The sequence below is a fragment of the Streptomyces sp. NPDC090077 genome (assembly GCF_044747545.1).
Taxonomy (GTDB): Bacteria; Actinomycetota; Actinomycetes; order Streptomycetales; family Streptomycetaceae; genus Streptomyces.
Map to the genome: position 1 here is coordinate 45,723 of NZ_JBIVEG010000023.1, position 26,916 is coordinate 72,638.

Genomic DNA, 26,916 nt, shown 5'->3' on the forward strand with positions numbered 1-26,916 from the left:
CAGGGTGCCGGCTTCGATCTCCCGCAGCAGTGCCCCGTCATCGGCATAGAGCTCGAGGCTGAACCGCAAGCCGAACCGGGTCAGCAGTGCTGCCAGATCCTCGAATCGCCGGGGATCGACAACTCCGTTCAGGAGTGTGTCCCCGTCGGTCGGGTCTGGATTATGAGGCAGGCCCCGCAACCCCCGCCCGCACGCGCTATCGCTCGGACGGGTCCGGCACCACGTGTACGCCGATCGGCACGCCCGGGGTGACGGCCAGCTCCCAGTCGAACTCCCACAGCTGCACGGCGTCGATGCTCCAGGAGACGCCGTACCGGCCGTCCGGGGTGAAGTCCGCGCCGATCACCCGCTGCCCGTGGCCCGGGAGCACCCGCAGGCAGCGGCCGGTTCCGGTCTCCCACAGCCGGGCCGTCGCGTCCTCGCCCGCCGACAGGGCGAACCGGCCGTCCGGGGCGAGCCGGACGGCGTTGGCGAAGCGGGGCTGCGGCTCGAAGGTGCGCAGGAGTTCACCGGTCGCGGTGTCCCAGAGCCGCAGGGCCGGCTCCTGGTCGGCGCTGCTGAGCACGTGCCGGCCGTCGGTGGAGAGCCGGGCCGCCACCACCGTCCGGCCGTGGCCGCGCAGGGTGCGCAGGCAGCGGCCGGAGCCGAGGTCCCACAGCCGGACCGTCAGGTCGCGGCCGCCGGTGACGGCGATCCCGGCCGCGGTGTCCAGGTGGGCGGTGTGGACCTGGGCCCCGTGCCCGGCCAGTTCGGCCGTCACCCGGCCGCGGTCCAGATCCCAGAGCCGCACGACGTGGTCCGGGCCGATCACCAGGGCGTGCCGGCCGTCGGCGGAGAACGAGGCCGGGAGGGAGGCCCGGACCTCGCGCCCGTCGAGGTGGACGAGGCGCTCACCGCTTTCCGCGGACCAGACCGAGAGCTCGCCACCGAAGGTGGAGTGGAGCAGCCGGCTTCCGTCCCCGCTCATCGCGGCCCGGCCGATGTCGCGGGTCGGCAGGGCGTGTCCGCAGTCCCCGCTCGCCACCTCCCAGAGCCGGACGGTGCGGTCGCTGCCGCTGGTGAGGGCGGTCCGGGCGTCGGCGGAGAGGGCGACCGAGAGCACGTTGGACGGGTGCCCGGTGAGGATCTGCCGCGACCAGACCGAGCGCAGCCCGGTGCGGGTGGTGTGGGGGGCCAGGCCGCGCCAGGCCGCCAGCACGGCCGGGGAGCGCTCGTGGCCGGGGACGGCCCGGGCGCGGCCGAGCAGGGTGAGCGCGGTGCTGTGGTCGCCCGCCGTCCGGGCCCGCTCCGCCTCCTCGACGAGGGCCCGGACCCGGCCGGCCAGGGCGGCCGTCCGGCCCTGCTGCTGCGGGCGGCTGACCAGGTAGGGGGCGGTGTACCGGCCCGGGAGGTTCCAGCGGCGAAGCGTGTTGTCGGAGCTGCCCGTGGTGACCGTCCCACCCGCCCGGTCCAGCCGGACGAGCTCCACGTCCCGCCCGTGGCCCCGGTAGGTGCGCAGGCAGCGGCCGGTGGAGAGGTCCCAGAGGCGGGCGGTCCCGTCCAGGCTGCCGGAGATCAGGAGGCGCAGGTCCGGGCTGAGCCGCACGGTGGTGATCCTGTGGGTGTGGCCGGTCAGGACGCGCAGGCACTGACCGGTCGTCAGGTCCCAGAGCCGCAGCGCGCCTCCGGCCCGGGAGAAGTGCTCCCCGGTGACGAGGTGCCGGCCGTCGGCGGAGAACGAGGCCGTCGCCACCTGGGTCCCTGCCCCGGGCAGGGCCTGGAGGCGGCGGCCGGCCTCCAGGTCCCAGAGCCGGGCGGCGCCGTCCGCGTAGCCGGTGACCAGGGCCCGCCGGCCGTCCGGGCCGAGCACGCCCGCGGCCTCCCAGCCGAGCCCGTCGTCGATGGTGAAGCGGGCCCGGCCCGTCCGCAGGTCCCACACCTCCACCCGGCCCCGGGTGTCCATCGGCCCGAATTCACCCGGCTCGGCGATCGGGACCAGCGCGACCCCGGCCTCCTGGTGCAGCCGCGGCCGCCGCATCCAGGCCGCCCGGCCGATCCCGTCCGGACGCAGGGTCAGGAGTCGGCTTCCGTCCTGCAGGTCCCAGAGCCGGACGGCACCGTCGCGGCCCGCGACGAGTGCCTGGCGGCCGTCAGCGCCGAGGTCCGCCTCCGGCACCCCGGCCTCCCCGCAGTCCAGCTCACGCAGGCACTGACCGGTCGTCAGGTCCCACAGGCGCAGCAGCCCGCCCTGCACGGCGGTCAGCGCCAGGCGGCCGTCCGCGCCGGTGCTCACCGGGAAGTCCGGCGGGAGCCTGTTCGGCGCACAGTGGTACCAGCCGATCGCTCGGACCCGGTCGGCCGGGGCGCCGAGCGCGGCCGCTGCCCGGCGGGCAGCCGCGAGCTCCGGGTGCTCCGGGCCCGGCCGGCCCTCGGCGGCGGCCAGCAGGCGCCCGGCCCCGGTGAGGTCGCCGCGCTCCAGGTGGACCTGGGCGGTGAGCAGCGCCGGCCCGGCGTCGCCCGGGCCGGTCTCGCCGGCCGCCGCCAGGTCGGCGAGCAGGGCCTCGTCGGTGATCCGGCCCCTCCGCCAGTCCAGCACGCCGGAGTTGTACCGGGTGGCCAGGTGCTGCGGGTCGCTCTCCAGGGCGGCGGCGAACGCGGCGGCGGCGCCCTCCTCGTAGCCGAGGTCCAGCAGGGACAGCGCCCGGTTCCCGTGCTCGGCGGCGAGAAAGTCGGCGGCCCGGGGCTCCGGCCGCGGATAGGGGCGGCCGAGCAGGCGGCCGTACACGGCGGCGAGCTCGACCGCCACCGCGGCCACCGAGGCGGGCCGGTCGGCGGGGTCCTGGCGCAGGCAGCGGGCCAGCACCCGGGCGAGCTCGGGCGGGATCGGCGGCAGCCCCTCGCCCGCGGACCCCTGGGCGCGGCAGGTTTCCAGCACGCCCTCCGCGAGCGGCCCGAGCAGCCAGCGCACTTCGCCGGTGAACATCTCCAGCACCGAGACACCGAAGCTGAAGAGGTCGCTGCGCGCGCCGACCCGGCGGCCGGCCGCCTGCTCGGGCGCGGCGTACGCCGGGGTCATCCCGCCGCCGGTGAGCAGCAGGCTCGCTCCCGGCCGGACGTCGGCCGAGCCGCTCAGGGCGGCGGCGTGGGCCCGGGCCAGGCCGAAGTCGGTGATCTTCGCGGTGCCGGAGTCGTCGAGCAGGACGTTGGCCGGCTTCACGTCCTGGTGCACCACGCCACGCCGGTGCGCGTGCTCCAGGCCCCAGGCCGTCTGCACCGCCACGTCGAGTATCCGGGCGAGCACCTCCGCCTCCTCGCCCGCGTACAGCTGCCGGCTGCGGATCCGGTCGGCCAGGCTGCCGCCGGGCACGTACTCGGCGAAGACCCGCGGCACGCCCCCGATCGTGCGGACGTAGTGGCAGCCGCAGACGTGCGGGTGCAGGCCGAGCGAGACCCAGGTCTGGGCCTCCGCGGTGAACAGCTCGCGGCGGCGCGGGCTGTCGGCGCCGCCGAGCAGCGGGCTCTTCACCGCCAGGTCGGTGCCCCAGCCGAGGTGCCGGACCCGGAACGCCTCGCCCATGCCGCCCCGGCCGAGCAGTGCCGTCACCTCGTACCGGCCGTCGACGACCTCCCCCACCCGCCAGCGCGCGGACCCGTCCCCGCTCATACGAACCCCTCCCCCGTCGGTCCAGGGCCGACGCTACCGCCAGGGCGAGGTGCCCGGCCGACGCTTCGTCAGACTCCCGTACTGCCAGGGGAGGTCGACCGTCGCCGGCCGGTCCGCGCCGGACACCAGCCCGATGTGGTGCGAAGGTGTGTGCGGCGGCGGGTGTGCCGTAGTACTTGTGGAGGGTCCGAAGGCATGTCCGTTCTCATCTGGAGTCGTCGATGGCCGCTCGCCGTGTCGTGCCCAACATTCAGTCAGAGGCTGTGCAGGAGAACCGGGAGTTCTACGGTCTGCTGGGCTTCGAGGAGGTCATGAACCACGGCTGGATCATGACGCTCGCCTCCACGTCCAGTCCGGCGGCGCAAGTCAGCTTCATGACCTGCGACAAGACTGCTCCCATGGCGCCCGACATGAGCATCGAAGTGGACGACGTGGACGCGGCCTATGCCGCCGTGCGGGACAGCGGTGCGGAGATCGTCCACCCCTTGCAGGACGAGGAGTGGGGTGTGCGGCGGTTCTTCGTCCGCGACCCCAACGGCCGGGTGGTCAACGTGCTGGGCCACCGCTGAGGCCGCTCCCGCACGACCACGGCCGGCACATCCGGCTGAAGCAGTCCGACGACGCAGAAGCCACCGAGCCCCTCCTCCACAGGCCGGCCCGTCACCGGCTCCGGCCGTCAGACCGGGCGGGGGTCGGCTGCTGCCGGTGTGCGGGCACCTCAGGCTCTGCGGGCGCGGCCTGGCCGGGCGCAGCACTGATGGGCTTCGACCGGGTGAGGACGCCGAGTGTGAGCAGAGCGAGCGCCGGCAGCACGGCGACGATGATTCCCATCGGCAAGGCGTCGGTGGCGCCACCCGCGCCGGCCAGCGGAGCGAGTGCCCCGCCGAGCATGAACTGGCTGAAGCCGAGCAGAGCGGCTGCCGACCCGGCGTGTCCGCCGTGGTCGGCCAGGGCCTGGGCCGCGGCGTTCGGCATGACCAGGCCCACGCTGGAGACCAGGACGAACAGGCCGGTCAGGAGCACGGGCAGGGGTGCCCGTGTCAGCACCGCGGCCAGGACCGTGGTGCCACCGGCGGTCGCACCCAGCAGACCGGCGAGCAGCAGCACGCGGGCGGTGGCCCGGGCCAGCAGCCGGCCGTTGATCTGGGCGGCCGCAACGAGTCCGGCGGCGTTGACGGCGAACACGGCGCTGTACTGCTGCGGTGACAGACCGTGGATCTCCTGCAGGACGAACGGCGAGCCGGAGATGTAGGCGAACATCGCCGCGAAGACCAGGCCGTTGGCCAGGACGTACCCGGTGAAGACCCGGTCGCCGAGCAGCTGACCGACGACAGCCGGCAGCGGCTGACGAGGCGCGGAGGGCCGGGTCTCCGGCAGTCCTGCGGCGGAGGCCGCCAGCATCACGGCGCCGAGTACGGCCAGGGCCACGAAGATCCCCGGCCAGGCCGTGACGCGCAGCAGCTGGCCGCCGAGGACCGGCGCGAACACCGGTGCCAGACCGGTGATCAAGGTCAGTGCGGAGAAGAGACGTGCGGTGCGGGTTCCGGAGGCGCGGTCGCGGACCATGGCGTTGGCGATGACGATGCCGAACGCCCCGCCGATGCCCTGGACCAGGCGTAGGCAGACGAGGGTCCGGACGTCGGGCGCCAGCGCGCAGAGCGCGCTGGCGATCGTGTAGAGGGCGAGGCCCGCCAGCAACGGACGCCGTCGGCCGTAGGTGTCGCTCAGCGGCCCGGCGATCAGCTGCCCTACGGCCAGCCCGGCCAGGCAGGCGGTGATGGTGAGCTGGCTGGCCGCGGCGCCGGCGCGCAGGTCTGCGGCGAGGTCCGGCAGTCCGGGCAGGTAGCCGTCGATGGACAGTGGCCCCAGGGCCACGAGCGCTGCGAGCAGGGCGATGAACCGGGTCTGCCGGCCGGCGGCGTCGTTGCTCATGGCTCAGTACGCCACGGTGATGCGGCGGCGGATCGCGGTGCCGCTCTCGATCGTGTCGGCCAAGGCGATCGCGTAGTCGGCGTACGAGATGCGGCTGTTGCCGTCGTCGTCGGTGAGCAGGGTGTCCCCGGCGCTGCGGTAGGCCCCGGTCCGTTCGCCCGCTGCGATGACCGCGGCGGGCGACACGTACGTCCAGTCGAGGTCGTGCACACCGCGGTAGAGGTCGAGCGCTTCGGACTGGGCCTCGGCGTTGGCCTTCCACAGCGCGGGGAAGGCCGGGTCGTCCATGACCCGGGCGCCGGTCGGCGTGCGCAGGCTGCCGGCACCGCCGATGGTGACCAGGCGGGTGACGCCGGCCCGGCGGAGTCCGTCGATCAGCGCACGGGCAGCACCGACGATCGTGGCGCGGTCGTCCTCCTGGCCTATCCGGGGGCCGACGGCCGACAGTACGGCGTCGTGGGAGGCGGCGAGGCCGGCGACCGCGGCGGCGTCCGTGACGTCACCGGTGGTCACGGTCAGGGCTTTGTGGTCGAGTCCGTCGACGTGGCCGGCCCGGGTGACCGCGGTGACGGTGTGGCCGCGACGCAGTAGTTCCTCGGTGGCGGGCAGGCCGATGTTGCCGCTGGCACCGAACAGGACGATCTTCATGTGTTGCTCCTTGTTTCTGACGGTCACAGGACGGGTCGGCCGTCGGCGACGAGGGCCGCGGTGATGCCGCGCTCGGCGGCGGCGTGCCGGAAGCGCTGCTCGATGTCGGGTTGTTCGGTGTAGAACGGCGGGTTGTGGAACAGGCCGTAGTGCATGGCGCAGACGGTGGAGGCGCCGAGTGCGACGGCGGCTTCGACGCCCTGCTCGGGGGTCATGGTCGCCGGGACGTTGGCCGCGTAGCCCTCGAAGTGGGCGATGACGCCGTTGACCGGGACGAACGCGACGTCGAACGGGCCGTGGTCGCGGGCGATCTGCCACCAGCTGCCGTGCCACTGGGTGTCGCCGCAGTGGATGATCCGTCGGCCGGCGCCTTCGACGACCCAGGCGACCTGGTCACAGTCGTTGCCGCGCCAGTCCAGCGAGGTCACCGGGGTGACGGTCAGCTCTCCGATGCGGCGTGACCGGCCCAGGTCCTGGGCGACGGGGGTGATGCCCGCCTCGTGCAGCGCCGCCGCGCTCGGGGTGTGGCAGCCGATCGTGCCGGTGGCCGCGATCCGGGCAATCAGGTCGTGGTCGTAGTGGTCGGGGTGCAGGTGGGTGATGAGGGCGTGGGTGCCGGGCGGGATGTCGACCGGGTCGACCGGCCGGTGCGGCGGCCCCATCACCGGCTCCAGCCGAGCGACGTTCTCGAGCGGGTCGATCAGCAGGCGGGTGTCGCCGAGACGGATCTCGACGCCGGCCCAGGCCAGCCGACGTACGGAAAGGGTGCGGGTCATGGGCAGCGACGCTAGACGGACCTTGTTGAGAAAGTCAACAAGCGAGTTTTGGATATCAACACCGCGATGTAGGGTGGCGGCATGCGCACCTACGGGCAGTACTGCGGTATCGCGAAGGCACTGGACACCGTCGGCGACCGATGGACCCTGCTGATCGTCCGTGAGCTGCTCGCCCTGGGGCCGTGCCGCCACACCGACCTGCGCAACGGGCTGCCCGGGATCGCCAGCAACCTGCTGGTCGACCGGCTCCGCGAACTCGAGGAAGCCGGCCTGATCCACCGCGAGGCCGCCCCGCCGCCGGTGGCCACCAACCTGTTCTCCCTCACCGAGCGCGGCCGCGAGCTGGAGCCGGTGCTGCAGGAGCTGAGCCGGTGGGGTGTGCCGCTGTTGCGTGAGCCGGGCGGCAGCGACACGTTCCGGACCCACTGGCTGGACGTGCCCGCCCGGGCACTGATCGACCGCCACCCCGACCAGCCGGCGATCGCCCTGCAGCTGCACGCCGACGGCAACGAGGACCTGGTCATCGAAGTCAAGGACGGCTCGGTACACACGCACGCCGGCCGGGTCGACCACCCCACCGCGTCACTGACCGGACCGCCGCACCTGCTGGCCGCGACCCTGCTCGGCGACCTCGACCTGAGCGCCGCGGAACAGCAAGGCCTGCGGCTCAGCGGCGAACGCGAGGCAGTCCTGCGCATCCTGCCCCACTGATCCGCGTGGCGGTGGCCGACGGACACCTCGAGGTGGCCCGCGGGGGCGCAGCCGCCCCCGTCGACGCCGACGTCCGGACCGGCTACCGCACCCTGCGGGCCGTGTTCGCCCCCGAGCTCCCCCTGGAGGACGCACTGACCGGGGTGAGGCCCGCCGGACAGGGAGCACCGAACCAGCGGCGCACGGCCCGCTCGAACCCTTCGGGGTCCGGGTGCCGGTCGGCCGCCCAGGCGACCACGCCGTCCGGGCGCACCAGCGCGCCACCCAGACCGAGGTCGTTCTCCACCCTCCCGGCCGCGTACCGTATCCGGTCCTCCCAGCGGCTCGCGGAAGCACGCAGGCTTCGGTCCGTGCTGAAGTCGAGCACCACACCCCGGCCGTCCGCCATCAGGTCGCCGAGGCGGCTGCCGTCCTCGAAACGGAAGTCGGGGGCGCTGCGGCCGACCAGCGGGTGCTCGCTGCCGAGGTCGTACCGGATCCATGAGCCTGACAGCTTCTCGAACACGTAGGTCGCCCCGTCACGGGTCCCGATGAGGTCGCGGACCACCGCCTGGATCGCCCGGGCGTAGGGTTCCGGCCTCATGGTCGCCACCTGGGCGCGCGACCAGTCGAGCACCTCCGCACCGATCGGACGGCGCTCGTCGGCGTAGGTGTCGAGGAGCCCGTCCGGTGCGTACCGGTGGACGGTCGCCGCGAGCTTCCAGCCCAGGTTCACGGCGTCGCCGATGCCGGTGTTCAGCCCTTGGCCGCCGAGGGGGGAGTGGATGTGGGCGGCGTCGCCCGCGAGCAGGACGCGTCCCCGCCGGTAGGACGTCGTCTGCATCGCCCGGTCGGTGAAGCTCGACGCGAGGTGGACCTCTGCGATCGTCACGTCGATGCCGGACACGCGGCGCAGCACCGCTTGGAGATGGCCTCGGGTCAGCGGCTGTGAACGGTCGAAGGCGCCGCCGTCGAAGTCCATCATGGCGATGTGCCCGTCTGCGGGCATCCGGAGGTACATGCCCGTCGGCGTCAGGTGGAACCCGGGGCTCAGCTGCGTGGGATCGGCGAGGGTGGCCTGCATGGTGTAGCCGGTGAACTGCGGCTCGGTGCCGGTGAACTCGAAGTCGGCGAGCCGGCGCACCGTACTGCGTCCGCCGTCGCAGCCGACCAGCCAGCGCGCCTCGTACGCGTCCTCGCCCGCTCGTGCGACCACGCTCTCGCCGGTCTGGGAGACGGCCGAGACGGTGACGCCGCGCCTGATCTCCACGCCGAGCTTGGCCGCCTGCCCGGACAGCACCGCCTCCACCGCTGCGAGGTCCGTCATCACGGCTTCGGACGCCGGTCCGGGAAGCCGGAAGGGGAGGGCGGAGACGTCGACCCGGTCCCCGTCGAGCATCATGCCGGCGAAGTGTCCGGCGAACCGGGGGCGTGCCGGCGCACCCGCTTCGGGGGCCTCGCCGAACACTTCTTGGGCCCCCGAGGCGGTCAGCAGCGGTTCCAGTAATCCGCGCCGGTAGAACGCCTCCACCGATGCGGCGAACAGTCCACGCCTCCCGAGCGGGGCCGACCGTAACGGGGAGCCGATCTCCGGCTCCCGCTCAAGCACCACCACGGAACAGCCGGCGAGGCCGAGCTCGCAGGCCAGGGCCAGGCCGACCGGGCCGGCTCCCACGATCAGTACGTCATGCACGAGAGATCCCTTCTTCGGACTCCGAACCGGACGGTTGTCCGGCTGGACCTCTCGAACGGTGTCAGCCCGCTCCGACAGCGCACCGACAGCCACGGGCAAGCCACCGACAGGCGACCGGCACGGCGGCCCGATCGGCCGTGCGAGTCCGAAGGACGAACGCCGGGAACGGGACGGCCGCTGCGCCCCTTCCCACGGCTCAGGCCTCCCGCTTCAGGTAGCCGCCCGAGGGGCAGCCGGCGTCAGGGTCCTGCGTGGGGCACATGCTGGGGTCGTCCGTGTCGCCGAAGTCCCCGTAGAGGTAGACCCGCACAATGCACGCCGGGTGCCCGTCGAAGGACAGCTGGAGGTCGTGGCCGCGCGTGGCGGTCTCGTCGGGGACGGCGGGGACGTCGTGGAAGGCCCAGCGGCCGGTGGACAGGGTCGCGCGACCGGCGCAGCCGGCCATCGCCTCGACCTTGTCGAAGCCCGCTCCGGCGAAGGTGTGGTCCGGCGAGAAGGTCAGGGACGTGCCGGCGGGGCTGACCCAGGTCCCGGTCAACCGCTCCTGCGGGATCTCCGCCGAGTGGATCGCCGCGGCGTACCCGCAGGACGCCGTGAGCAGCACGCCCGTCAGCGACAGGAGCACCGCACGCCATGCACGCTTGTTGTCCACAGACCTCTCCCCCAAGGTTGGATGACCGGCCTTTCGGCCGCGCACCCTTATTTGAACACGCTCAAAATTCAGGGCCGTCCTCGGGGTCATCAGTGAACAGACCGCCGGCTTCGGCCCGTTGTCAGTGGATGCGCTTACGCTCGCCTGCGAGGACGTGCGCGAGGCCTGCCCCTCCCCCGTCTCCCTGCCGAGGTGCAGAGCCGCGCCTCCCGAGCGCCGAAGAGGACACCCCGTCATGAACCGCAGCAGGCAGGCGATCCGCCTCGCCGAGCACCTGTCCGAGGTCACCGCCGTCCCCGTCGAGCTGGCCCACGACAGCGGCGCACGGTGGGTCCTCCGGTGGTACGACGGCCCGCACCGTGAGGAGATGCGGGCGCACCTTGCGGCTGCCCTCGGCGACGGCGAGCGGTTCGCCGCCCTGCGCGACCGCGTGATCGGCTGTTCTCGCTTCCAGACGCTGCGGGCCTGGGCCGTCCTGGCCGCCGCCGCCCGGCGCGAGGGGGTCCTCGGCCCGGCCGTGGCCGGGACCACCGCGGCCAAGGGCGAGAAGGAAGCCGATGAGGCGGGCGACCTGTGGCGGTTCGTGCGGCAGTTGTGGGAAGAGGCCTCCTACCCGGAGCGGGTCCGCGCGCCCGAGGACGTCCCTCTCGTCGAGCAACTCGTCTCCGCCAGCCGACGGGACCATCCGTCGGGACGGTCCCACACGATCAGCGAGCTGTACATGGCGGAGGCGCTCCTGGCTGCTACTGGATGCTCGTGAGGTGGGGGTGTGCCGGGTCGGCGGGGCAGGCGAAGACGTTCAGTTTGCCCCAGCGGCCCACCGTGACCTGGGTGGGCTCGGAGCCGCCGTGGACGGCAGGGTCGCGTTCCTCCAGGGGTTTCCAGCTGTGGCTTCCGCCGTCCCATTCCGAGCTGGCGATCGTCAGGAGCAGTTCCATCGGGGTCGCGCAGGCCGGGCAGGGGGTGTCGGCGGCGTCGGTCAGGTTCCAGCACGCGGGGCCACCGGCCCGCCAGCCGGGCGGGATGGACAGGTCGAACTGGTACGTCGGCCAGTCCCATTCCTCCGCGCCGGCTTCCTCGGCCTCCTCTTCCAGGGCCTCTTCCCTGGCCTCGATCCGGGCGCACAGCTCCTCGGGCAGCAGCCCGGCGAAGGGGTACGTGACCACCTGCTCGGGGTGCAGCACGCAGGGCTCGGGTACGTAGCCCTCGAAGCCCACCACCTCCGGGGCGGGTGGCTGTGCCGTCGGTGCGACGACCTCCGACGACCTCCGCCAGCGCAGGTCCAGGAGCATGCCGGTCCGGTTCTCGCCGTGCGCGTCGAAGGGGCACCAGAACACCTGGAGCAGGTCGCAGTCCTCCGGCCCCGCGAGGAGGTCGGGGACGTCCCTGCGGTACAGCTGCGCCAGGCCGATCATCGGGAGCGGGTCCGTCCCGCCGCCCTCCCCCGCCGTCCGGTGCCTGGTCCTGAGCTCCTCCAGGAGCCGGCGCTCCCCGTCCGTGGGTCCGGAGTCCGGGTCCCGGGCCCATGCGGCGGCCAGGAGCTCCCGCTCGCGGTGGATGTCCGCGGGGCGCCGGCCACGACCGTGGGGGTGCGGGTCGGTGCACACCGGCCACGGTTCGTCCGCCGGCCAGAGCATGGGCCCGCCCACGGAGCTCATCGACGCATCGGGGCTGCCCGGGCGCGGGTGCAGCCGGGTGGTCGTTCCCCGGTGGGCCGAGAGTCCGGGGAAGAGTCCTTCGACGTCGAGCGGGCGCGGGGGCGTGGTCCTCGTCATGGTCCCGGAGCCTACGGGGGTGGTACGGGGGTGGCCGGTCCGGCCCCCGGCCGGGCCGTCCCGCCGGGGTGTGGAGTCCGGTGTGCGGATTCGGCCACCCGGGTTCCGCGGGGCCGGGGCGGGCGTCGCGGAGCACATAGGTTGGCGTGATCGAGGACATCACCACAGGGGGCGGAGTACGCGTGCCGATCACGACCGGGGACATCAACTGGCGGCCCCGTACGGCGCCGGAGGCGCTGACGGCGCTCGAACTGCTCAGCAGCCGGCTGCGCGGGGCCGGGGACGACCGCGCGGTCTTCATCGACGTCTACGCGGTCATCACCCGTCGGGTCGTCGACGTCATGCAAGCAGAGGACGACACCGGGTTCCTCGACCCGCAGTGGCTCTCCGAGCTGACCGGTCTCTTCGCCGAGGAGGCCCTCATCGCCACCCGCTGCTCGCTGCTCGGCGAGCCGGTGACCAGTTCCTCCTGGCGGCTCGCCACCCGCCATGCGGCGCGGCGGCCGGCGTCGCCCTGGCGGAGCGCGGTCCTGGGGATCAACGCGCACGTCAACTACGACCTGGGGCTGGTGGTGCACGACTACCTGCGTGCGCACCGCGAGCGGATCGACGCGCCGCAGTTGCGCCGGTACCACCAGGACTACCAGCGGGTGAACCGGATCCTGGAGCAGTCGGTGGCCGAGTGCGCGGACGTGCTGGTGGACCGCTACGGCTGCCGGGCCACCACGGCCGCCGGGTACCTGCCGCTCGGCCGCCGGACGGCCGCGTACGCGGTCATGCTGATGCTGGTGTCGTGGCGCGACCGGAGCTGGCGGGACATCCTGACGCTGTGGAACGCCCCCGACGAACGGACCCGTACCCGCGTCCTGCGGCGGATGGACCGGCGGGCCGGGCGGATCGCGCAGGCCGTCACGTCGGGTCCGGTGCTGGGCCGGTCCCTCCGGGGGATCGGATCGGCGTTGTGGCGCGGCCTCGGCTGAGGGCCTGCTGTGCGGGCGGGTGGTCAGGTCGATCTCGGGGAGGAACGGTTGGTCGGCGCTCCCGCCCGTCCCTTCGCCGGGGTCGACGGGCTCCTCGCGGACGCCAGGCGCCGTACGGATGCGGTGATCGCCCCCTTGCTGGAAGGGGTGGAGCCGCGCGCGGCGGAGGTGCTCGCCTACCAGTGGGGCTGGGTGGACGCCGGGGGAAAGCGGGTGCCGCGGCCGGGTTCCGGTGGGGTGTGCCGTGGGTGGTCTCCTCCGATCGGGCGGCCCGGATGGTGGAGGGGGACGCGGCCCGGGAGAGTGGGCGGGTACGGCCACGGCACGGGCAGGGTCGCCGGAAGGAACGCGGAACGATGCACGACGAGCAGCAGCGGGATGCGGAGCCCGCCATCGCCGCGGTCAACGCGGCGGTCGCGGAGCGGTTCGCGTTCGACGACGGACAGGACTTCGAGGACGCCGCCCGCGGGTTCGTCGGGGCCCTGGAGGACGGGTGCGTCCGGGACGCCGCCGGGGCCGTGGTGTGGGACGCGGGCGCCTACGCCTTCCTGGAGGCGGACTGCCCGGACACGGTCAACCCCAGTCTGTGGCGGCAGTCCCGGCTGGTGTCCGGGCACGGCCTGTTCGAGGTCACCGACGGCATCTACCAGGTCCGCGGCCTCGACCTGTCCAACATGACGGTCGTCGAGGGCGAGCGCGGGGTGCTGGTGATCGACCCCCTCATCTCCGCCGAGACGGCGGCCGCGGCCCTCGCCCTCTACCGCACCCACCGGGGCGACCGGCCGGTGACGGGGGTGCTCTACACCCACAGTCACGTCGACCACTTCGGCGGGGTGCGCGGCATCATCGGCGACGCCGATGTCGCCGCCGGCGTCCCGGTGATCGCTCCCGAGGGATTCATGCACCACGCGGCGAGCGAGAACGTCTACGCCGGAACGGCCATGGCCCGCCGCGCCGCCTACATGTACGGCGCCGCCCTGCCCAAGGGGCCCCGGGGGCAGGTCGGCGCCGGCCTCGGGCAGACGACGTCGACCGGTTCCGTGGGCCTGGTCCCACCGACCCTGACGGTCACGGAGACGGGCCGGACGGAGACCGTGGACGGCATCCGCATGGTGTTCCAGCTGACCCCGGGCACCGAAGCCCCGGCGGAGCTGAACGTCCACTTCCCCGACCGGTCCGCGCTGTGCCTGGCCGAGAACGCCACGCACAACCTGCACAACCTGCTGACCCTGCGCGGGGCCCAGGTCCGGGACCCGCGGGTATGGGCGCGCTACCTGGCCGAGGCGGCCGACCTGTTCCTCGACGGCACGGACGTCTCGTTCGCCTCCCACCACTGGCCCACCTGGGGTCGTGAGCGCATCGGGCGGTACCTGGCCGAACAGCACGACCTCTACGCCTACGTGCACGACCAGACCCTGCGGCTGCTCAATCAGGGCCTCACCCCGCTGGAGATCGCCGAACGCATCCAGCTGCCCCCGGCGCTGGAGCGGGCCTGGCACACCCACGGCTACTACGGTTCGCTGAGCCACAACACCAAGGCCGTCTACCAGCGCTACCTGGGCTGGTTCGACGGCAATCCGGCCCACCTGTGGGAACACCCCCCGGTCGAGGCCGCCCGGCGCTACGTCGCGTTCATGGGCGGCCCGCAGAACGTCCTGGAGCGGGCACGCGCCTCCTTCGCAGAGGGCGACTACCGGTGGGTGGCCCAGGTGGTCAACCACCTGGTCTTCGCGGACCCCGGCAACGCCGAAGCCCGCAGCCTCCAGGCGGACGCCCTGGAACAGCTCGGCTACGGAAGCGAGAACGGCACCTGGCGGAACTTCTACCTGATGGGCGCCCACGAACTGCGCCACGGCGGTGTCGGCACCCCGACGGTCGCCGCGTCCCCGGACCTGATCGCGACGCTCACCCTCGATCAGGTCTTCGACTCCCTGGCGGTCCGGGTGAACGCGCCCGCCTGCTGGGACAAGACCGTCACCGTCCGCTGGAGCCTCGACGACGGGCGGCGGATCACCCAGTGGCTGCGGAACGGTGTGCTCAGCCACAGCTCCCACGCCCGTGCGGCCGCCGGGCAGCCGGACGTGGAGATCTCCCTCGGTGAAGCCGACCTGCGGGCCGTGCTCATCGGCGCCGTCCCGGCCACGGAGCTCGCACGGCGCGCCGGCATCAGCGGCGATCCCGCCAAGCTGACCGAGCTCCTGGACGCCCTCGACGCCCCGGACCCCGACTTCGCCATCGTCACCCCCTGACCGGGCCCCTGCCTCACGGTGCCCGCGGCAGCGGGAGGGGGAACGCACGGCCAGGGCTGGTTGGCAGGGCGTTGGCGGGTGAGGGGCGAGGCGTTGGTACGTGGTTGGCGGGCCCGCGCACGATCTCCTCAGTCGGTCACCGCCGTCCCGCTGGGCGGGCGGTGACACCCCTTCACCAAGGAGATCCAATGAAGCGTCGGCTTTCCGCCGCACTGCTCGCCGGCAGCGCCCTGGCGGGCTCGCTCATGATGGGCAGCACCTCGGCGCACGCGGGCACCGGGGCGTTCATGCTGAAGAACGCCGCCACGGGGCTCTGCCTGCAGGGCTCCCTGTCGCAGTCCACGTACGAAACGCGCGGCGTGCCCTGCAACCGCGGCGACGCCTCGCAGTGGTGGGGCAACTACAAGTCCCAGATCATCATGGCGAACACGTCCATCTCGGTCTGTCTCGTCTCCACCCCGAGCTGGAGCGCGCTGACGACCGGTTGCAGCGACGCGGCCGGCAGCGGGTGGTCCAACAGCTGGGCTACGTCCGGGGACACGAACACCCTGGTGGCGGGGAAGAATTGCTACCTCGGCATGGGCAGCGCGGGCGCCGGGAACATCGGCTACTGCCTGCCCGGGCAGGGGGACGCCTACAAGCGTTGGACCAAGGTCTACTAGGCAGCCGGGCGCGGGCCCGGCGCCTCCTCGTGCGGGCGCCGGGCCAGTTCGCGGGCGTAGGCCCGTACCAGGTCGTGGGGTGCGTGGCGGCCCGTGCTCACGGGCTCGACGAGGGCGAGCTCCTCCAGCCGGTCCAGCGCGGCCTCCGCCCGGCGCAGGCAGATGCCGCACAGCCGGGCGAGCTGCGGGGCGGTGTACTCGGGGAGGTCCAGGGCGCCCAGGCGGACGAGTGCGAGGGCCGCGTCCCGGTCGCGTCGGAGCGGGGAGGCGGCCAGTGCGTCGTGGGCGCCGGCCAGGGTGCGGCGTACGCTCAGGTCGTCGAGTTCGAGGTGGTCGAGCCGGTCCTCGTGGGCGGAGAGCCGGGCCACCAGGTCCTCGACGGGGAGGGCGGTACGGGTCGCCAGGCGGGCGGCGACGACCTTCAGGGCCAGCGGCAGCCGTCCGCACAGTGCGGCGAGCCGAGCCACCGGGGCGGCGTCGGCGGGGGTCCACTCGCGGCCCGACGTGCTCCGCAGCAGCCGGACGCCCTCCTCCGGGGACAAGGTGCCGAGCCTGAGGCGTACGGCCGCGCCCAGCGTCGCCAGCGGCTGCCGGCTGGTGACCAGCACCGCGCATCCGGGGCCGGCCGGCAGCAGGGGCCGGACCTGGGCAGCGGAAGCGGCGTCGTCGAGCACCAGCAGGGTGCGGGAGTCCGCCAGCACGGTGCGCAGGAGCGCCGAGGCCGATGCGCTGTCGGCGGGGACGAGACCTGGTCCCACCCCGAGGTCGCGCAGCAGGGCGGCCAGCGCCCGGGCGGGGTCCAGGGGGGTGGCCCCCGGGGTGGCTCCGTGGAGGTCGAGGTAGAGCTGGCCGTCCGGGAAGTCGGGGCGCACCTGGTGGGCGGCGTGCAGGGCGAAGCCGGTCTTGCCGATCCCGGCCATGCCGCTCACGACGACCACCGGGGCGTGTGCCCGGGGGGCCGTCACGGTGCGGCGGACGGTGCGGAGCTCGCTCTCGCGGCCCACGAACCCGGGGGGGGCGGGGCGGGAAGTTGCGCAGGGCGTGGGGGTGCGGGGACGGCGTCCGGGGGTGTGGGCGGCGGTGGTTCCGCGGTGGTGGTCGGGGCGTAGGCGTCGGTGTTGGCGTCTTCGGGTGTTCCAGGCCCCCGGAGGATGGCCCGGTAGGTCTCCTGGACCGCCTCGCCGGGCTCCACGCCGAGCTCCTCGACGAGCGTCCTGCGCAGGCGGTGGAAGACGGCGAGGGCCTCTGCCTGGCGGTGCGTCCGTGCCAGGGCGAGCATCAGGCGCCGGTGGAGCCCCTCGCGGAGGGGGTGTTCCCCGATGAGCAGGCCGAGTTCGGCGGCCAGTCCGTCCGGGCGGCCGAGCCGGAGGAGGGCGTCGAAGCGGCATTCGAGGGCTTCGAGCCGCTGTTCGTGCAGGGCGGCCACCCACGGGTGGTCTGCGAGCTGGGGCAGGTCGGCGAACGGGTTCCCCCGCCACAGGGCGAGGGCGGCCGCGGCCTCCTCGTGCGCCGCCGCCCAGTCCCGGGACTGCCGGGCCGTCTGCGCACGGCGGGTCCAGCACAGGAAGTCGTCCGCGTCGAGTTCCCCGTCGGCAACGTGCAGGGCGAATCCCTGCGAAACGGAACGCAGCCGGTCACCGCCCTCGGCTCCGAGGGAACGCCGCAGCCGGGCGATGTGGTTGTGCAGCGAGGCCGTCGCGGAGGCGGGTGGCCGTTCGCCCCACAGCGCGCCCTTGAGGTCGTCGACGGACAGGGTCCGGTTCGGCGCGAGCAGGAGGGCGCCGAGCAACGCCCGGGATTTCAAAGCGCGGACCGCTCGGGCCTCCCCCGCAGCACCGCATACGGTCAGCACCCCGAGCACCTCGAACCTCACACCCGCCTCCGCCGGCACCTTGATGGCTTCGCACCGCTTCCACGCCTCACGAGCGGGCGGGGAAGGGTTCCTGGCGAACAGCCTGGGGGCGGTGGCCGGGCCCGGCCATCGTTTAAGCCACGGCTAAATGATCAGGGTGGTGGGCGGGCGGTGCGGGCGGCCTTCTACGACCGTGCGGAGGCGGGCGCGTGGGGCGCGGGGACGGAGGCCCTGTTGAGGTACGGCCGGTCCCGGTCGGCGACCGCGTCGACCGGGCCGGCGGAGCGGAGCACCACGTCGAGGACGCGGTCGGGTTCGGCGGCGTAGCAGTGCGCGAACCAGGCCATGTTGGCCTCGACGACGGCCCAGCTGCCGTCGGCGAGCCGGCCGATGTCCAGGCACACCGCGCTGGGCAGGCCTGCGGCCGTGGCCCGGAGGACGGTGCGGGCGAAGGCACGGCCGTCCGCGTCCAGCGGCGCCGGGTCGAGGTGCCCGTGGACGGCGTACCGGCTGCCGGTGACCGCTTCGCCGTCGAGGACGAACAACCGGTACTCGGTGGTGAAGTCCACCACCCCGCTCACCAGAACCGGGGTGGAGCCGTCGAGTCCGCCGGGCAGTGCCGTCCCGTCCTCGTGTACGGCGGCGGGCAGCAGGTCGATCTTGGCCGAGGGCGGCTTCACGAAGGCCCGTTCCCGCAGCGCCCGGGCCTCGTCGAGGGTGGTGAGCCGTACGGAGCGGCGCAGGAGGGAGTGCGGTACGCGCGTCAGCCAGTCGTCGGACGGTTCGAGGAGCCCGAGTCCCAGGGGGCCCGCGAGGCGTGCTGCGGCGAGGGGCCCGCCGTACCAGTGCGTGCGGCGCCCGATGGCGGACGCCGCCCGCTCGGCCACGTCGTAGCCGCGCCACGCCGCTGCTCGTGCGAGGAGTTCGGCGGTCGAGGTGCGGGGCGTGCAGAGGAGGAGGACGGGCGGGGTGCGGGCTTCCATCCGGGTGAGCCTAACCAACACCTCCGCCGGGGTCGACGGGGCAGGGTGCTCAGGCGGGTGCGGACTGTTGCCGCCGGTAGCGGTCGAACTGCCGGGCCGTGAAGGCCGACAGGAGGGTGGGGACCACGGGGACCGCCCACCACGGGATGCCCAGCACGTAGGAGGTCACCGCTACGGCCAGGCAGATCGCCGCCATGGCGATGAGCAGCGGGCGTCCGAGTCCGCGCCAGGTGTGGCGCTCGTACAGGCGGCGTCGTCCCGTCAGTCGTGCGGCTCCGAACCACAGTCCCAGTGCCGCGGCCAGACCCGTGTACGTGCCGAAGCCGGCGAGGATCTGAGCCTCGTCACGGGGCTCTTCGGCGGTCTCCTGCCGGACGTCCCCGACGGCGAGGGCCATGACCGCGCCCTGCCAGACGGTGCCGGTCACCCGGTCGCCGGGACCGAGCCGCTCCAGCAGCGGTCCCGGACCGCCGAAGTGCAGCTTCCCGCGCCACGAGGGCCCGCCCGTCAGGGTGACCGTGAAGCGCTGCCCCCGACCGCCGTTGAGCCGTACCTCCTCGACGGTGAAGGGGACCGCGCGCACGCAGCGCTCCCCCTGCTGCACCGCGCTGCCGGCCGCGCAGGGTGGGGCCGCCGTGTAGTCCCGCAGCCGCCCGGTGTCGGACGGCAGCTGTACCGCGAAGACGAACCAGCAGACCGTCGCCGGGATCAGGGACACCAGGAGCAGCAAGGCGCCGATGCCCCGCTCGCCCGGTACCGGTACCTGCGTCTGTGCTGCGCTCCGCTCGCTGTTCCCTGGCGTCACCACGTGCCTCCCCCTGGCATTCGGCAGGGCTCCATTGAGCCACAGGCAGGGGGTGGGGCGGGGGGCGGGGGGGCTCTTCGGGGCAGGACGGGGCCGGCCCCCGGTCCGCTGGGCGGGCCGGGGGCCGGGTTCGGGGTTATGCCGTGGCTTCGTGGCCGTCGCGGACCGTGAACTCGCCGGTGGCGGTGGTGCCCGTGGCGGTGCGGCGGAGGGTGAGGGCGACCGCCCCGGACCCGCCGGCGGCGACGTGGGACTCGGTGATGCGGTAGCCGGCCGGGACGGCGCCGTCTTCGAAGAGGCGCTTGCCGGAGCCGACGACCACGGGGAACTGGATCAGCCGGTGGACGTCCACCAGGCCGGCGTCGTGCAGGGTGCGGACGAGCTGCCAGCTCCCGTGGACCTGGAGCTCCCCGCCCGGCTGTTCCTTGAGGCGGCGCACCTGTTCCACGATGTCGTCGCCGCGCAGCACGGTGGTCTTGCCCCAGGCGGCGTCGGTGTCGGTGAGCGTGTTGCTGACGAGGTACTTGTGTGCGGTGTTCAGGACGGTGGCGACGGGGTTGTCGGGGTCGGTCACCTGGGACCAGTAGCCGCGCATCATCTGGAAGGTGGTCCGGCCCAGCAGGAGGGCGTCGGCCCGGCCGAACCACTCGCCCACCGGGTCGAGCTGGCCCTCGGTGCTGTGCGGGACGAGCCAGCCTCCGCGGTCGAAGCCGCCGGAGGGGTCCTCCTGGACTCCGCCGGGGCCCTGCATGACTCCGTCGAGGCTGACGAAGGTGTGAACGCTGAGTTCCATGCGTCTTCTTTCCGTGGTCGTGCGGCGGTTCGGCCCGCCGCCGTGGTCGTTCGCCCGTAGGACAGAACGGGGGCGGGAAATGTGACAGCGGGGCGGTTACTCGGGCTTGCCCATCAGTTCCACGAGGCCCGAGAAGCTGTCCGTGGCGCCGCCCGCGTCCATGCCGCGGCGGAAGAGGGCGGCGACGGCGGCCGGGAGGGCGGTGTCGACGCCGGCGTCGGCGTGGGTGTGCAGGACGTGCTCGACGCTGGCCGTGCCCATGGCGAGCCGGTCGACGTCACCGGTGTGCCGGCCGGCGTCGATGCGCTCGGCGTAGAAGGCGAGGAAGCCGGGGAGGGAGTTCGCGGTGTCGACCGCGTGTCCCAGGATGTCGGAGGCGGTGAGTCCGTTGGCCCGGGCCAGCGCGGTCGCCTGCCAGTAGCTCAGCATGGACGTCCAGAACATCGTCATGCCGATCTGGTAGAAGAGCGCGGCGAGTCCCGGGTCCTCGCCCCGGTAGTCGGTGGTGCCGGTGATCGTCTCCAGTGTCGGCCGGTGGCGTTCGAAGACCTCGCGCGGGCCGCTGTAGAAGGTGGACGACTCGGGCTTTCCGATGCCGGAGGGCGGGACGGTGACGCCGCCGGTGAGCTGTACGGCGCCGCGGTCGGCCGCCCAGCGCGCGGCCTTGCGGGCCTCTTCGGGGGTGTCGGAGCTGAGGTTGACCAGGACGCGGCCCGCCAGGTGCTCCTCGGCGGGGCCGAGCAGGTCGTACATCGCCGCGTAGTCCGTGAGGCTCAGGACCACCAGCTCGTTGGCGGCGAGCGCCTCCCCGATGCCGGGCGCGAGGTGTGCGCCGCGGGCCACCAGCGCGTCGGCGCGGGAGGCGGTGCGGTTCCAGACGGTGACGTCGTACCCCTGGTCCAGGAGGGCGCCGGCCATGGCCGTGCCCATGGGGCCGAGGCCGATGACGGTGACGGGCCGGGCCTTGGTGCCGGGGGCGGTGGTGCTGTTCATGGGGTGTCCTCCCTTGGACTAAAACGATCGCTCTATTTAGCGGCTGGGAAAAACGTAGCACAGCTCTAGAACGAACGCTCTACTCAATAGCCGGGTAGGGTGTCCCCATGCAGAGCAGCAGCACCCGGGACCGGATCGTCGTCGCAGCAGCACGCCTGCTCCAGCGCCAGGGGTACGTGGGGACGGGGATCAAACAGATCGCGGGCGAGGCGCAGGCCACGCTCGGCTCCGTCTACCACTTCTTCCCCGGCGGCAAGGAGGCCGTGGGGGTGGCGGCGATCCGGCACAGCAGCGAGGAGTTCGCCTCGATCCTGCGCACGGCCCTGGCGGCGGAGGACGACCCCGCCGAGGCGGTGCTCGCCTGCTCCCGGCAACTCGCCGCGGAGCTGCGCGAATCCGGCTGGATCGACGGCTGCCCCGTCACGGCGGCCGCCCTGGAGACCCTCGGCACCGACTCCGAGATCCAGCGGGCCTGCGCCGAAGCCCTCCGCGACTGGACGCGGCTGGTCACCGAGAAGCTGCTCGCCGGCGGCTTCGACCCGGCGACCGCCGCGGAACTGGCCACCACCGTGATCAGCACGCTGGAGGGGGCCGAGGTCACCGCCCAGGTCAACCGCAGCGAGGAACCCCTGCACGCGGCCGGCCGGCAACTCGCACGCCTCGTCCGCTCGTACGAGGGACACGCCGGCGGCTGAGCCGGCCGGTGACCCCGGTTCCGGCGCTTACGGCAAGCGAATGGCCGGCCGGCTCCGGGGTGGGGTGGGTCGTGAGGACTACGTCCAGAGTCCCAGGCCGACTGCTCCCCCGGTCCGATCCGCGTGCCCGGGGCACCGCATAGCGTGCTGACCGGGTCAGGTTCGTCCGTGTCGAGGAGAAGTCATGAACACCACCGCTCCGGTATCGCTCGTCACCGGTGCCAACCGCGGGATCGGCCTGGAGACCGCGCGCCGGCTCGCCGGGCTCGGGCACACCGTCCTACTGTGCGCCCGCCGCCTCGGGGATGCCGAACGGGCCGTGGCCGGTCTGGCTCCCGACGTGCCCGGCGTACTGCTGCCACGCCGGCTGGACGTGACCGAGGACGACGGCGTCCGCGCTCTCGCCCGCGGCGTCGAGGCCGATTTCGGGCGCCTGGACGTCCTCGTCAACAACGCCGCCGTCAACTACGACACCTCCCGGCGCGCCGTCTCCGTCGACCTCGGCGAGGTCGGCCGGACGCTGGACACCAACCTCTTCGGACCGTGGCGTACGGCGCAGGCGTTCCTGCCGCTGCTGCGGCGCTCGGCCCACCCCCGCGTGGTGAACGTCTCGAGCGAGTCGGGCTCCTTGGAGCTCATGGCGGGAGGCACCCCCGCCTACGGGGTGTCGAAGGCGGCCTTGAACGCCCTCACCCGCAAGCTCGCCGACGAGCTGCGCGCCGAGCGGGTCCTCGTCAACGCCGTCTGCCCGGGCTGGGTCGCGACCGACATGGGGGGTCCGGGCGGCGGACCGGTCGAAGAGGGCGCTGCCGGTGTCGTCTGGGCCGCCACCCTTCCCGACTCCGGACCCACCGGCGGCTTCTTCAGGGACGGCAAGCCGCTCGCCTGGTAGGCCGGGAACCGTCACGTCCGGTGGCGGCTGCCGCGGATCAGTCGGCCGAGCTCGCGGCGGACGGCGTCCTCGGTCAGCCCGAGTGCGGTCGCGGCCTGCGCCGGAGTCGCGTCGTCCTGGGCGTGGCGGGCAGCCCAGTAGCCGGTGGCACTGGCGGTGGTCTCCATGCGGCGTACCGCGCGGAGGGCGGCCAGGGGCGCGGATTCGGCGAGTTTGCCGATCTCGGTCTCCAGCTGCTCCAGGAGGTGGGTGACCGTCGCGGGCAGCGGGATCGCGGTCGCTTCGACGGTGGTGGTGTGGTCGTCCCAGTCCTGGCAGCAGGCGTCGGCCTGTTCGTCGGCGGCGTCCTCCAGGTCCTGCTGTCCGATCGCCTCCCAGTCGAGGACGCGCTCCGGGCCGGTCCATCCGCACGAGCACACCCCGCGCAGGGCGGCCGCGCGGGGAATGCGGGCGAAGCGGCCGTCGTAGACGGACCAGTGGGAGCTCTCGTGCATGGCGGAGCCCGAGCCGATGTCGAAGAGGGCCGGCGGCGGGACGGTGCCGTCGGGCAGGAGCACTCCGACCCGGCCCTCGTGGGAGCGACCGAACTCCTCCGTCGTCCAGGTCTCGCGGTCGTCTGCCATGGTGTCACCCTGCTTCCGCGTGGCGGGCCGCCACGACGGCGGGCCCTTGGCTCGACCATGGCGCACTGCGGCCGCGCGGTCAGGAGAACGGGGCAAGTTCCTCCCCGCCGTGCGTGGCGCCGCCCGGCGGGTACGCGCTCCCGCCGCCCGGTCCGGTCGCGGGGCGGGGGCGGAGCCCCGCCGTCAGTCGGTGCAGGTTCCGATGGGTGTCGGGGCGCAGAGAGGGTGTCGGGGCCGGGGAGGGTGTCGGCCTGGTTGACGGCGTTGCGCAGGGAGTACATCAGTTGATCGCGGCGTGGGGAACGCCGTCGCCGTCCCCCACACTGGGCCGCGCTGAACGCCAGTCGGCCTCGGGTTGCGCCTCACCATCCCCGACGAGGGTCAGGTCTCGGTACCCGACCCGGCCTTCTCCAGCTCGGCGAGCCGGGCGAGGAGGCGTCGCGGGAGTTCGGCGGCCGTGAGCCGGAACGGGGTCCAGCGGTCCTTGGAATCCGGCTTCATCGATGCCGAGAACCGGAACTGGCCCCTGCTGTTGGGCTCCGTCGCCATCGCTGCGAACGTCCGGCTCGGTATCAGCCAGGCCGTCATGACCGCGCCGCGCTCGACGTCCACGGCGACGACCAGCAGGTCCAGACCGGTTCGCGGCCGGAACGTCTGCGACCGCACGAAGGCCATCACCTTGCCCTGCCGGACCTGGGTCCCGGTGGACATCCTCGCCTTCACCTGCACCGCCAGGGTCGCGGAACTCCCGCGACGGTGGAAGACGAGGTCCACTCCCTCGTCGTCCACGAGCGCGGTGGAGACGTTCAGCTCGCCGCCCGTGGCCAGGATGGACGAGGCCGCCACCAGGTACTCCGCGGCCTTCCCCATCCGTGCGGCCGCCGGGCTCTTCTCCAGGTAGTCCTCGTCGTCGCTCATGGCGGGAAGGTACCGGGCGCCGGCCCGGGGCGTCCCGGTTCCCGGGATGTCCGGTGCATCCGCCCTTCACGGCCGTGGTGCTGACGGCACCGGCCTTCGCACCGATGTAGTCGTACGGCTGCACGAGGAGCGGTGCAGGAAGGGCCGAGGAGCCGGGGGCGCCCGGCGCGGGCCGCCGGGCCACACGGGTGACTTCCGGACCCGTTCGGCCGATCCCGGGTCGGCGCGGCGGACGCAGGGTGGTGCGTACCGGCCGAGGGTGGGGGGATCGTCCGCGCCCCGCAGGACGCCGTCGCCGAAGGTGTGATTCGCGTGATCCGATTCCTCTCCGCCCTTCCCGTCGCCGCCGCCGTGGCGGGTGCGCTCGCCGCCCCCGCGGTCGCCGCCCCCGCCGACCCGAGGCCGATCACCTCGCCCTACGTCCAGGCCGCGGCGGACGTCACGGCGTCCGGCGTGCTGCAACGGGCGAAGAACATCGACTGGGTGCGGCACGTCAACACCGGCAGGTACTGCGTGAACGTCAGCTCCGAGGTCAACCTCGCCTTCAGCGTGGTCCACGTGGAGCTCCCCAACTCCAACCGGCGCAGCTTCAGCACCGAGCCCAACTCCCTCTGCGGCCCGGACACGGTCACCGTCCGCACGTACGACCTCCACGGCAGCTACGTGGACAACCCCTTCACGGTCACCGTGTTCTGAGCCTCCGTGAAGCCCGCTGCTCCTCACGCGGCCCGGGCGGTCGCGTGGGACAGCGCCACCCCGCCGATGATGAGGGCGAGGGCCAGCAGGCGGCCCGGGGTGACCGGGTCCTTGTGGACCACGACGCCCAGGGCGATGGCGCCGGCCGCGCCGATCCCCGTGAAGACGGCATAGGCCGTGCCGACCGGCAGGCCCTGCATCGCCCGGGACAGCAGGTAGACCGCGACGGCGGCGAGAGCGAAGCAGAGCAGTGTGGGCAACGGGCGGGTGAAGCCGGCCGTCGGCTTGATGCTCTGTGACCAGGCGACCTCCACCAGGCCGGCGGCGATGAGGAGCAGCCAGTTCACCGGGTCCCTCCTGTCGTGCGGGCGGCCTGCGGAGCGGCGGGGCGCAGCGGTGCGGTCATGGTGGAACTCCCTCGGTACGGCGCCCGCACGGGAAGCGGACAGGGCGTCCAGTTATACCGGACGAGAGAGGGAACCGGACAGGGCGTCCGGTTATTCCGGTAGGCTGGGGCGCCATGGAGACGAGGGAACGCGCGGACGCCGCCCGCAACCGGGCCAAGGTGCTCGCCGCCGCCGCAGGGCTGTTCGCCGCCGGTGACCCGCGGGCGGTCACCATGGAGGACGTCGCCCGGGCCGCCGGCATCGGCCGCGGCACGCTCTACCGCCGCTACCCCGACGTCACGTCCATCGCGGCGGCCCTCCTCGACGAGCACGAGCGCCGCCTGCAGGAAGAGCTGCTGCGCGGCGAGCCCCCGCTGGGCCCCGGCGCGCCGCCGCTCGAACGGCTCGCCGCGTTCTACGCCGCCATGGTCGACCTGCTGGAGACCCACGGCCACCTGGTACTGGGCGCCGAGACCGGCGAGAAGCGCTTCACCGTCGGGGCCTACGCCTTCTGGCGCACCCATGTCCTGGTCCTGCTGCGCGAGTCCGGCACCCCGGATCCGGAAGCCCTCGTGGACGGCCTGCTCGCACCCCTGGCGCCGGAAGTCTTCCTCCGGCAGCGCGCAGTGGGGGTGAGCCCCGACCGGATCAAGGCGGCGCTGGGGCGGCTGGCGGGCGCACTGCCGGGCGGCTGAGCGGACCGGCGCGATGTGCGGCCGCTCCGCGCGGGAGCCCTGCCGTACCGGCGTGTGACCAAATGATGATTGCTTCGTTGTCCACAGTGTGGGACGACGTCACAGCTCCGGGGCCGGGCTGCGCCAGGCCGAGGCCGTCATCATCGAGCGCTACCCCCAACTGCTGCGCCTGGCCTACCTGGCCCTGCCGCCGGGGCTCGGCCGGCACACCCGGCTGCTGCGCGCCCACCGCGGAGTCCAGCACTCCCTGCGGGCCGCGGGGCGCCGGGCGCGGCAGGGCGGGGATCCGCTGGCCGCCGTACGGGCCGAGGTGGTGCGGTACGCGGCCGGACGACGGCTGCGCGCGCCGCTCCCGCCGTGGGTGTGGGGGCTGCGGATGTGGCCCAGCTCCGAGGGGCTCGACGATGCGGTGCACGCGCTGGAGGGGCTTTCCCCGTACGCCCGCGCGGCGCACGTGCTGTGCCGGTTCGACGGGCTGGACGAGGACGCCGCGGCGGACGTGCTGGCGGAGGCCGGAGCCCTTGATCCGGCGGCCGAGGTACGGGCCGCCCTCGCGGCCGGAGCGGGACGCGTGGCGGATGCGGCTCGCGACGGCGGGACGGGCGCCGGGGACGGTCCCCCGCCCCGCAGAGAATCGGTCTTGCACCCGGCGGACGTCCACACCCGTCCCACCGACCTGCTGCTGCGCCGCACCCGCGTCCGCGCCGCCTGGGGCGTCGCCGCCGTCCTGCTGCTGGCCACCGCGCTGACCCGGGCCACCGTCTCCGGGGACCGCGACGGGCTCCCCGTCCCCTACGCCGGAGCACCCGCCGCCCGCGCCGCCCTCGATCCCGCGCGCCTGGTCCGGGTGCCCGCGCGGGCCTGGTCCGACACCGGCCGGGTGGA

Annotated in this window: 26 protein-coding genes; 10 read left to right on the forward strand and 16 right to left on the reverse strand. The window is 73.7% G+C overall.

The window, feature by feature from the left end; all coding sequences use genetic code 11:
• Positions 1-196 precede the first annotated feature (196 nt).
• Complete coding sequence (locus ACIPW5_RS29670; RefSeq protein ID WP_401251282.1) at positions 197-3,643, reverse strand: protein kinase; 3,447 nt, start codon at positions 3,641-3,643, stop codon at positions 197-199.
• 221 nt (positions 3,644-3,864) lie between these two features.
• On the opposite strand from ACIPW5_RS29670, the gene ACIPW5_RS29675 reads away from it, so the two are divergent.
• Complete coding sequence (locus ACIPW5_RS29675; RefSeq protein WP_401251285.1) at positions 3,865-4,212, forward strand: VOC family protein; 348 nt, start codon at positions 3,865-3,867, stop codon at positions 4,210-4,212.
• 91 nt (positions 4,213-4,303) lie between these two features.
• Here the strand turns inward: ACIPW5_RS29675 and ACIPW5_RS29680 are convergent, their stop codons facing one another.
• The 3 genes from ACIPW5_RS29680 to ACIPW5_RS29690 are packed head-to-tail and all read right to left on the reverse strand — an operon-like array spanning position 4,304 to position 6,999.
• Positions 4,304-5,575 carry a multidrug effflux MFS transporter gene (locus ACIPW5_RS29680; protein ID WP_401251288.1) on the reverse strand — a complete coding sequence of 424 codons (1,272 nt, stop codon included), beginning with the start codon at positions 5,573-5,575 and terminating at the stop codon, positions 4,304-4,306.
• A gap of 3 nt (positions 5,576-5,578) precedes the next feature.
• Complete coding sequence (locus tag ACIPW5_RS29685; protein WP_401251291.1) at positions 5,579-6,223, reverse strand: NAD(P)-dependent oxidoreductase; 645 nt, start codon at positions 6,221-6,223, stop codon at positions 5,579-5,581.
• A 23-nt stretch (positions 6,224-6,246) separates the two neighbouring features.
• Positions 6,247-6,999, reverse strand: coding sequence for an MBL fold metallo-hydrolase (locus tag ACIPW5_RS29690; protein ID WP_401251294.1), 753 nt, complete (start codon positions 6,997-6,999; stop codon positions 6,247-6,249).
• 81 nt (positions 7,000-7,080) lie between these two features.
• On the opposite strand from ACIPW5_RS29690, the gene ACIPW5_RS29695 reads away from it, so the two are divergent.
• Positions 7,081-7,710, forward strand: a complete 630-nt coding sequence (locus ACIPW5_RS29695) for a winged helix-turn-helix transcriptional regulator (RefSeq protein WP_401251297.1) — start codon at positions 7,081-7,083, stop codon at positions 7,708-7,710.
• A gap of 82 nt (positions 7,711-7,792) precedes the next feature.
• On the opposite strand, the gene ACIPW5_RS29700 is transcribed toward ACIPW5_RS29695, so the two are convergent.
• Positions 7,793-9,382, reverse strand: a complete 1,590-nt coding sequence (locus tag ACIPW5_RS29700; RefSeq protein ID WP_401251300.1) for an FAD-dependent oxidoreductase — start codon at positions 9,380-9,382, stop codon at positions 7,793-7,795.
• A 196-nt stretch (positions 9,383-9,578) separates the two neighbouring features.
• Complete coding sequence (locus ACIPW5_RS29705) at positions 9,579-10,034, reverse strand: hypothetical protein (RefSeq protein WP_401251303.1); 456 nt, start codon at positions 10,032-10,034, stop codon at positions 9,579-9,581.
• A gap of 235 nt (positions 10,035-10,269) precedes the next feature.
• Here ACIPW5_RS29705 and ACIPW5_RS29710 point away from each other — a divergent pair, with 235 nt between their 5' ends.
• Positions 10,270-10,794, forward strand: a complete 525-nt coding sequence (locus ACIPW5_RS29710; RefSeq protein WP_401251305.1) for a hypothetical protein — start codon at positions 10,270-10,272, stop codon at positions 10,792-10,794.
• On the opposite strand, the gene ACIPW5_RS29715 is transcribed toward ACIPW5_RS29710, so the two are convergent.
• Positions 10,778-11,809, reverse strand: coding sequence for a hypothetical protein (locus ACIPW5_RS29715; protein ID WP_401251308.1), 1,032 nt, complete (start codon positions 11,807-11,809; stop codon positions 10,778-10,780). The genes ACIPW5_RS29710 and ACIPW5_RS29715 overlap by 17 nt on opposite strands.
• A gap of 182 nt (positions 11,810-11,991) precedes the next feature.
• On the opposite strand from ACIPW5_RS29715, the gene ACIPW5_RS29720 reads away from it, so the two are divergent.
• The 3 genes from ACIPW5_RS29720 to ACIPW5_RS29730 all read left to right on the forward strand — a co-directional run bounded on the left by ACIPW5_RS29720 (position 11,992) and on the right by ACIPW5_RS29730 (position 15,700).
• On the forward strand, positions 11,992-12,789 hold the full coding sequence (locus ACIPW5_RS29720) for a DUF5995 family protein (RefSeq protein ID WP_401251311.1): 798 nt from the start codon (positions 11,992-11,994) through the stop codon (positions 12,787-12,789).
• Between the two features lie 356 nt (positions 12,790-13,145).
• A complete protein-coding gene (locus tag ACIPW5_RS29725) occupies positions 13,146-15,038 on the forward strand; it encodes an alkyl/aryl-sulfatase (RefSeq protein ID WP_401251314.1) in 1,893 nt (630 codons plus the stop codon).
• A 188-nt stretch (positions 15,039-15,226) separates the two neighbouring features.
• Positions 15,227-15,700: a hypothetical protein gene (locus ACIPW5_RS29730; RefSeq protein ID WP_401251317.1), complete on the forward strand. Its 474-nt coding sequence runs from the start codon at positions 15,227-15,229 to the stop codon at positions 15,698-15,700.
• On the opposite strand, the gene ACIPW5_RS29735 is transcribed toward ACIPW5_RS29730, so the two are convergent.
• The 6 genes from ACIPW5_RS29735 to ACIPW5_RS29760 all read right to left on the reverse strand — a co-directional run bounded on the left by ACIPW5_RS29735 (position 15,697) and on the right by ACIPW5_RS29760 (position 21,126).
• The gene (locus ACIPW5_RS29735) at positions 15,697-16,665 is read right to left on the reverse strand and encodes an NB-ARC domain-containing protein (RefSeq protein WP_401251320.1); all 969 of its coding nucleotides are present in this window, start codon (positions 16,663-16,665) and stop codon (positions 15,697-15,699) included. The two genes, ACIPW5_RS29730 and ACIPW5_RS29735, sit on opposite strands and share 4 nt — an antisense overlap.
• Complete coding sequence (locus tag ACIPW5_RS29740; RefSeq protein ID WP_401251323.1) at positions 16,662-17,573, reverse strand: BTAD domain-containing putative transcriptional regulator; 912 nt, start codon at positions 17,571-17,573, stop codon at positions 16,662-16,664. Before ACIPW5_RS29740 ends, ACIPW5_RS29735 begins: the two co-directional genes overlap by 4 nt.
• Before the next feature lie 164 nt (positions 17,574-17,737).
• Positions 17,738-18,535: an ATP-grasp domain-containing protein gene (locus tag ACIPW5_RS29745; protein WP_401251326.1), complete on the reverse strand. Its 798-nt coding sequence runs from the start codon at positions 18,533-18,535 to the stop codon at positions 17,738-17,740.
• A gap of 49 nt (positions 18,536-18,584) precedes the next feature.
• Positions 18,585-19,340: a hypothetical protein gene (locus ACIPW5_RS29750; RefSeq protein ID WP_401251329.1), complete on the reverse strand. Its 756-nt coding sequence runs from the start codon at positions 19,338-19,340 to the stop codon at positions 18,585-18,587.
• A gap of 136 nt (positions 19,341-19,476) precedes the next feature.
• A complete protein-coding gene (locus ACIPW5_RS29755; RefSeq protein ID WP_401251330.1) occupies positions 19,477-20,133 on the reverse strand; it encodes a dihydrofolate reductase family protein in 657 nt (218 codons plus the stop codon).
• Between the two features lie 96 nt (positions 20,134-20,229).
• Positions 20,230-21,126, reverse strand: a complete 897-nt coding sequence (locus tag ACIPW5_RS29760; RefSeq protein WP_401251332.1) for an NAD(P)-dependent oxidoreductase — start codon at positions 21,124-21,126, stop codon at positions 20,230-20,232.
• A gap of 107 nt (positions 21,127-21,233) precedes the next feature.
• Between ACIPW5_RS29760 and ACIPW5_RS29765 the strand changes: the two genes are divergently transcribed.
• Positions 21,234-21,821, forward strand: a complete 588-nt coding sequence (locus ACIPW5_RS29765; protein ID WP_401251335.1) for a TetR/AcrR family transcriptional regulator — start codon at positions 21,234-21,236, stop codon at positions 21,819-21,821.
• A 184-nt stretch (positions 21,822-22,005) separates the two neighbouring features.
• Positions 22,006-22,713, forward strand: coding sequence for an SDR family NAD(P)-dependent oxidoreductase (locus ACIPW5_RS29770; protein WP_401251338.1), 708 nt, complete (start codon positions 22,006-22,008; stop codon positions 22,711-22,713).
• A gap of 11 nt (positions 22,714-22,724) precedes the next feature.
• On the opposite strand, the gene ACIPW5_RS29775 is transcribed toward ACIPW5_RS29770, so the two are convergent.
• A complete protein-coding gene (locus ACIPW5_RS29775) occupies positions 22,725-23,336 on the reverse strand; it encodes a hypothetical protein (RefSeq protein WP_401251341.1) in 612 nt (203 codons plus the stop codon).
• 381 nt (positions 23,337-23,717) lie between these two features.
• Positions 23,718-24,254, reverse strand: coding sequence for a hypothetical protein (locus ACIPW5_RS29780; protein ID WP_401251344.1), 537 nt, complete (start codon positions 24,252-24,254; stop codon positions 23,718-23,720).
• 312 nt (positions 24,255-24,566) lie between these two features.
• Between ACIPW5_RS29780 and ACIPW5_RS29785 the strand changes: the two genes are divergently transcribed.
• Positions 24,567-24,950, forward strand: a complete 384-nt coding sequence (locus tag ACIPW5_RS29785; protein ID WP_401251346.1) for a hypothetical protein — start codon at positions 24,567-24,569, stop codon at positions 24,948-24,950.
• A 23-nt stretch (positions 24,951-24,973) separates the two neighbouring features.
• Here the strand turns inward: ACIPW5_RS29785 and ACIPW5_RS29790 are convergent, their stop codons facing one another.
• Positions 24,974-25,297 carry a DMT family transporter gene (locus ACIPW5_RS29790; protein ID WP_401251349.1) on the reverse strand — a complete coding sequence of 108 codons (324 nt, stop codon included), beginning with the start codon at positions 25,295-25,297 and terminating at the stop codon, positions 24,974-24,976.
• 173 nt (positions 25,298-25,470) lie between these two features.
• Here ACIPW5_RS29790 and ACIPW5_RS29795 point away from each other — a divergent pair, with 173 nt between their 5' ends.
• On the forward strand, positions 25,471-26,031 hold the full coding sequence (locus ACIPW5_RS29795; protein ID WP_401251352.1) for a TetR/AcrR family transcriptional regulator: 561 nt from the start codon (positions 25,471-25,473) through the stop codon (positions 26,029-26,031).
• Positions 26,032-26,916: the final 885 nt, after the last annotated feature.

What these genes read in the sequence shown, in the direction of transcription:
- ACIPW5_RS29695 (WP_401251297.1), top strand. Translation starts at nt 7,081, where the DNA reads ATGCGCACCTACGGGCAGTACTGCGGTATCGCGAAGGCACTGGACACC.
- ACIPW5_RS29715 (WP_401251308.1), bottom strand. Translation starts at nt 11,809, where the DNA reads ATGACGAGGACCACGCCCCCGCGCCCGCTCGACGTCGAAGGACTCTTC.
- ACIPW5_RS29730 (WP_401251317.1), top strand. Translation starts at nt 15,227, where the DNA reads ATGAAGCGTCGGCTTTCCGCCGCACTGCTCGCCGGCAGCGCCCTGGCG.
- ACIPW5_RS29690 (WP_401251294.1), bottom strand. Translation starts at nt 6,999, where the DNA reads ATGACCCGCACCCTTTCCGTACGTCGGCTGGCCTGGGCCGGCGTCGAG.
- ACIPW5_RS29725 (WP_401251314.1), top strand. Translation starts at nt 13,146, where the DNA reads ATGCACGACGAGCAGCAGCGGGATGCGGAGCCCGCCATCGCCGCGGTC.
- ACIPW5_RS29755 (WP_401251330.1), bottom strand. Translation starts at nt 20,133, where the DNA reads ATGGAACTCAGCGTTCACACCTTCGTCAGCCTCGACGGAGTCATGCAG.
- ACIPW5_RS29745 (WP_401251326.1), bottom strand. Translation starts at nt 18,535, where the DNA reads ATGGAAGCCCGCACCCCGCCCGTCCTCCTCCTCTGCACGCCCCGCACC.
- ACIPW5_RS29795 (WP_401251352.1), top strand. Translation starts at nt 25,471, where the DNA reads ATGGAGACGAGGGAACGCGCGGACGCCGCCCGCAACCGGGCCAAGGTG.
- ACIPW5_RS29710 (WP_401251305.1), top strand. Translation starts at nt 10,270, where the DNA reads ATGAACCGCAGCAGGCAGGCGATCCGCCTCGCCGAGCACCTGTCCGAG.
- ACIPW5_RS29680 (WP_401251288.1), bottom strand. Translation starts at nt 5,575, where the DNA reads ATGAGCAACGACGCCGCCGGCCGGCAGACCCGGTTCATCGCCCTGCTC.
- ACIPW5_RS29770 (WP_401251338.1), top strand. Translation starts at nt 22,006, where the DNA reads ATGAACACCACCGCTCCGGTATCGCTCGTCACCGGTGCCAACCGCGGG.
- ACIPW5_RS29685 (WP_401251291.1), bottom strand. Translation starts at nt 6,223, where the DNA reads ATGAAGATCGTCCTGTTCGGTGCCAGCGGCAACATCGGCCTGCCCGCC.
- ACIPW5_RS29675 (WP_401251285.1), top strand. Translation starts at nt 3,865, where the DNA reads ATGGCCGCTCGCCGTGTCGTGCCCAACATTCAGTCAGAGGCTGTGCAG.
- ACIPW5_RS29780 (WP_401251344.1), bottom strand. Translation starts at nt 24,254, where the DNA reads ATGAGCGACGACGAGGACTACCTGGAGAAGAGCCCGGCGGCCGCACGG.
- ACIPW5_RS29760 (WP_401251332.1), bottom strand. Translation starts at nt 21,126, where the DNA reads ATGAACAGCACCACCGCCCCCGGCACCAAGGCCCGGCCCGTCACCGTC.
- ACIPW5_RS29670 (WP_401251282.1), bottom strand. Translation starts at nt 3,643, where the DNA reads ATGAGCGGGGACGGGTCCGCGCGCTGGCGGGTGGGGGAGGTCGTCGAC.
- ACIPW5_RS29775 (WP_401251341.1), bottom strand. Translation starts at nt 23,336, where the DNA reads ATGGCAGACGACCGCGAGACCTGGACGACGGAGGAGTTCGGTCGCTCC.
- ACIPW5_RS29765 (WP_401251335.1), top strand. Translation starts at nt 21,234, where the DNA reads ATGCAGAGCAGCAGCACCCGGGACCGGATCGTCGTCGCAGCAGCACGC.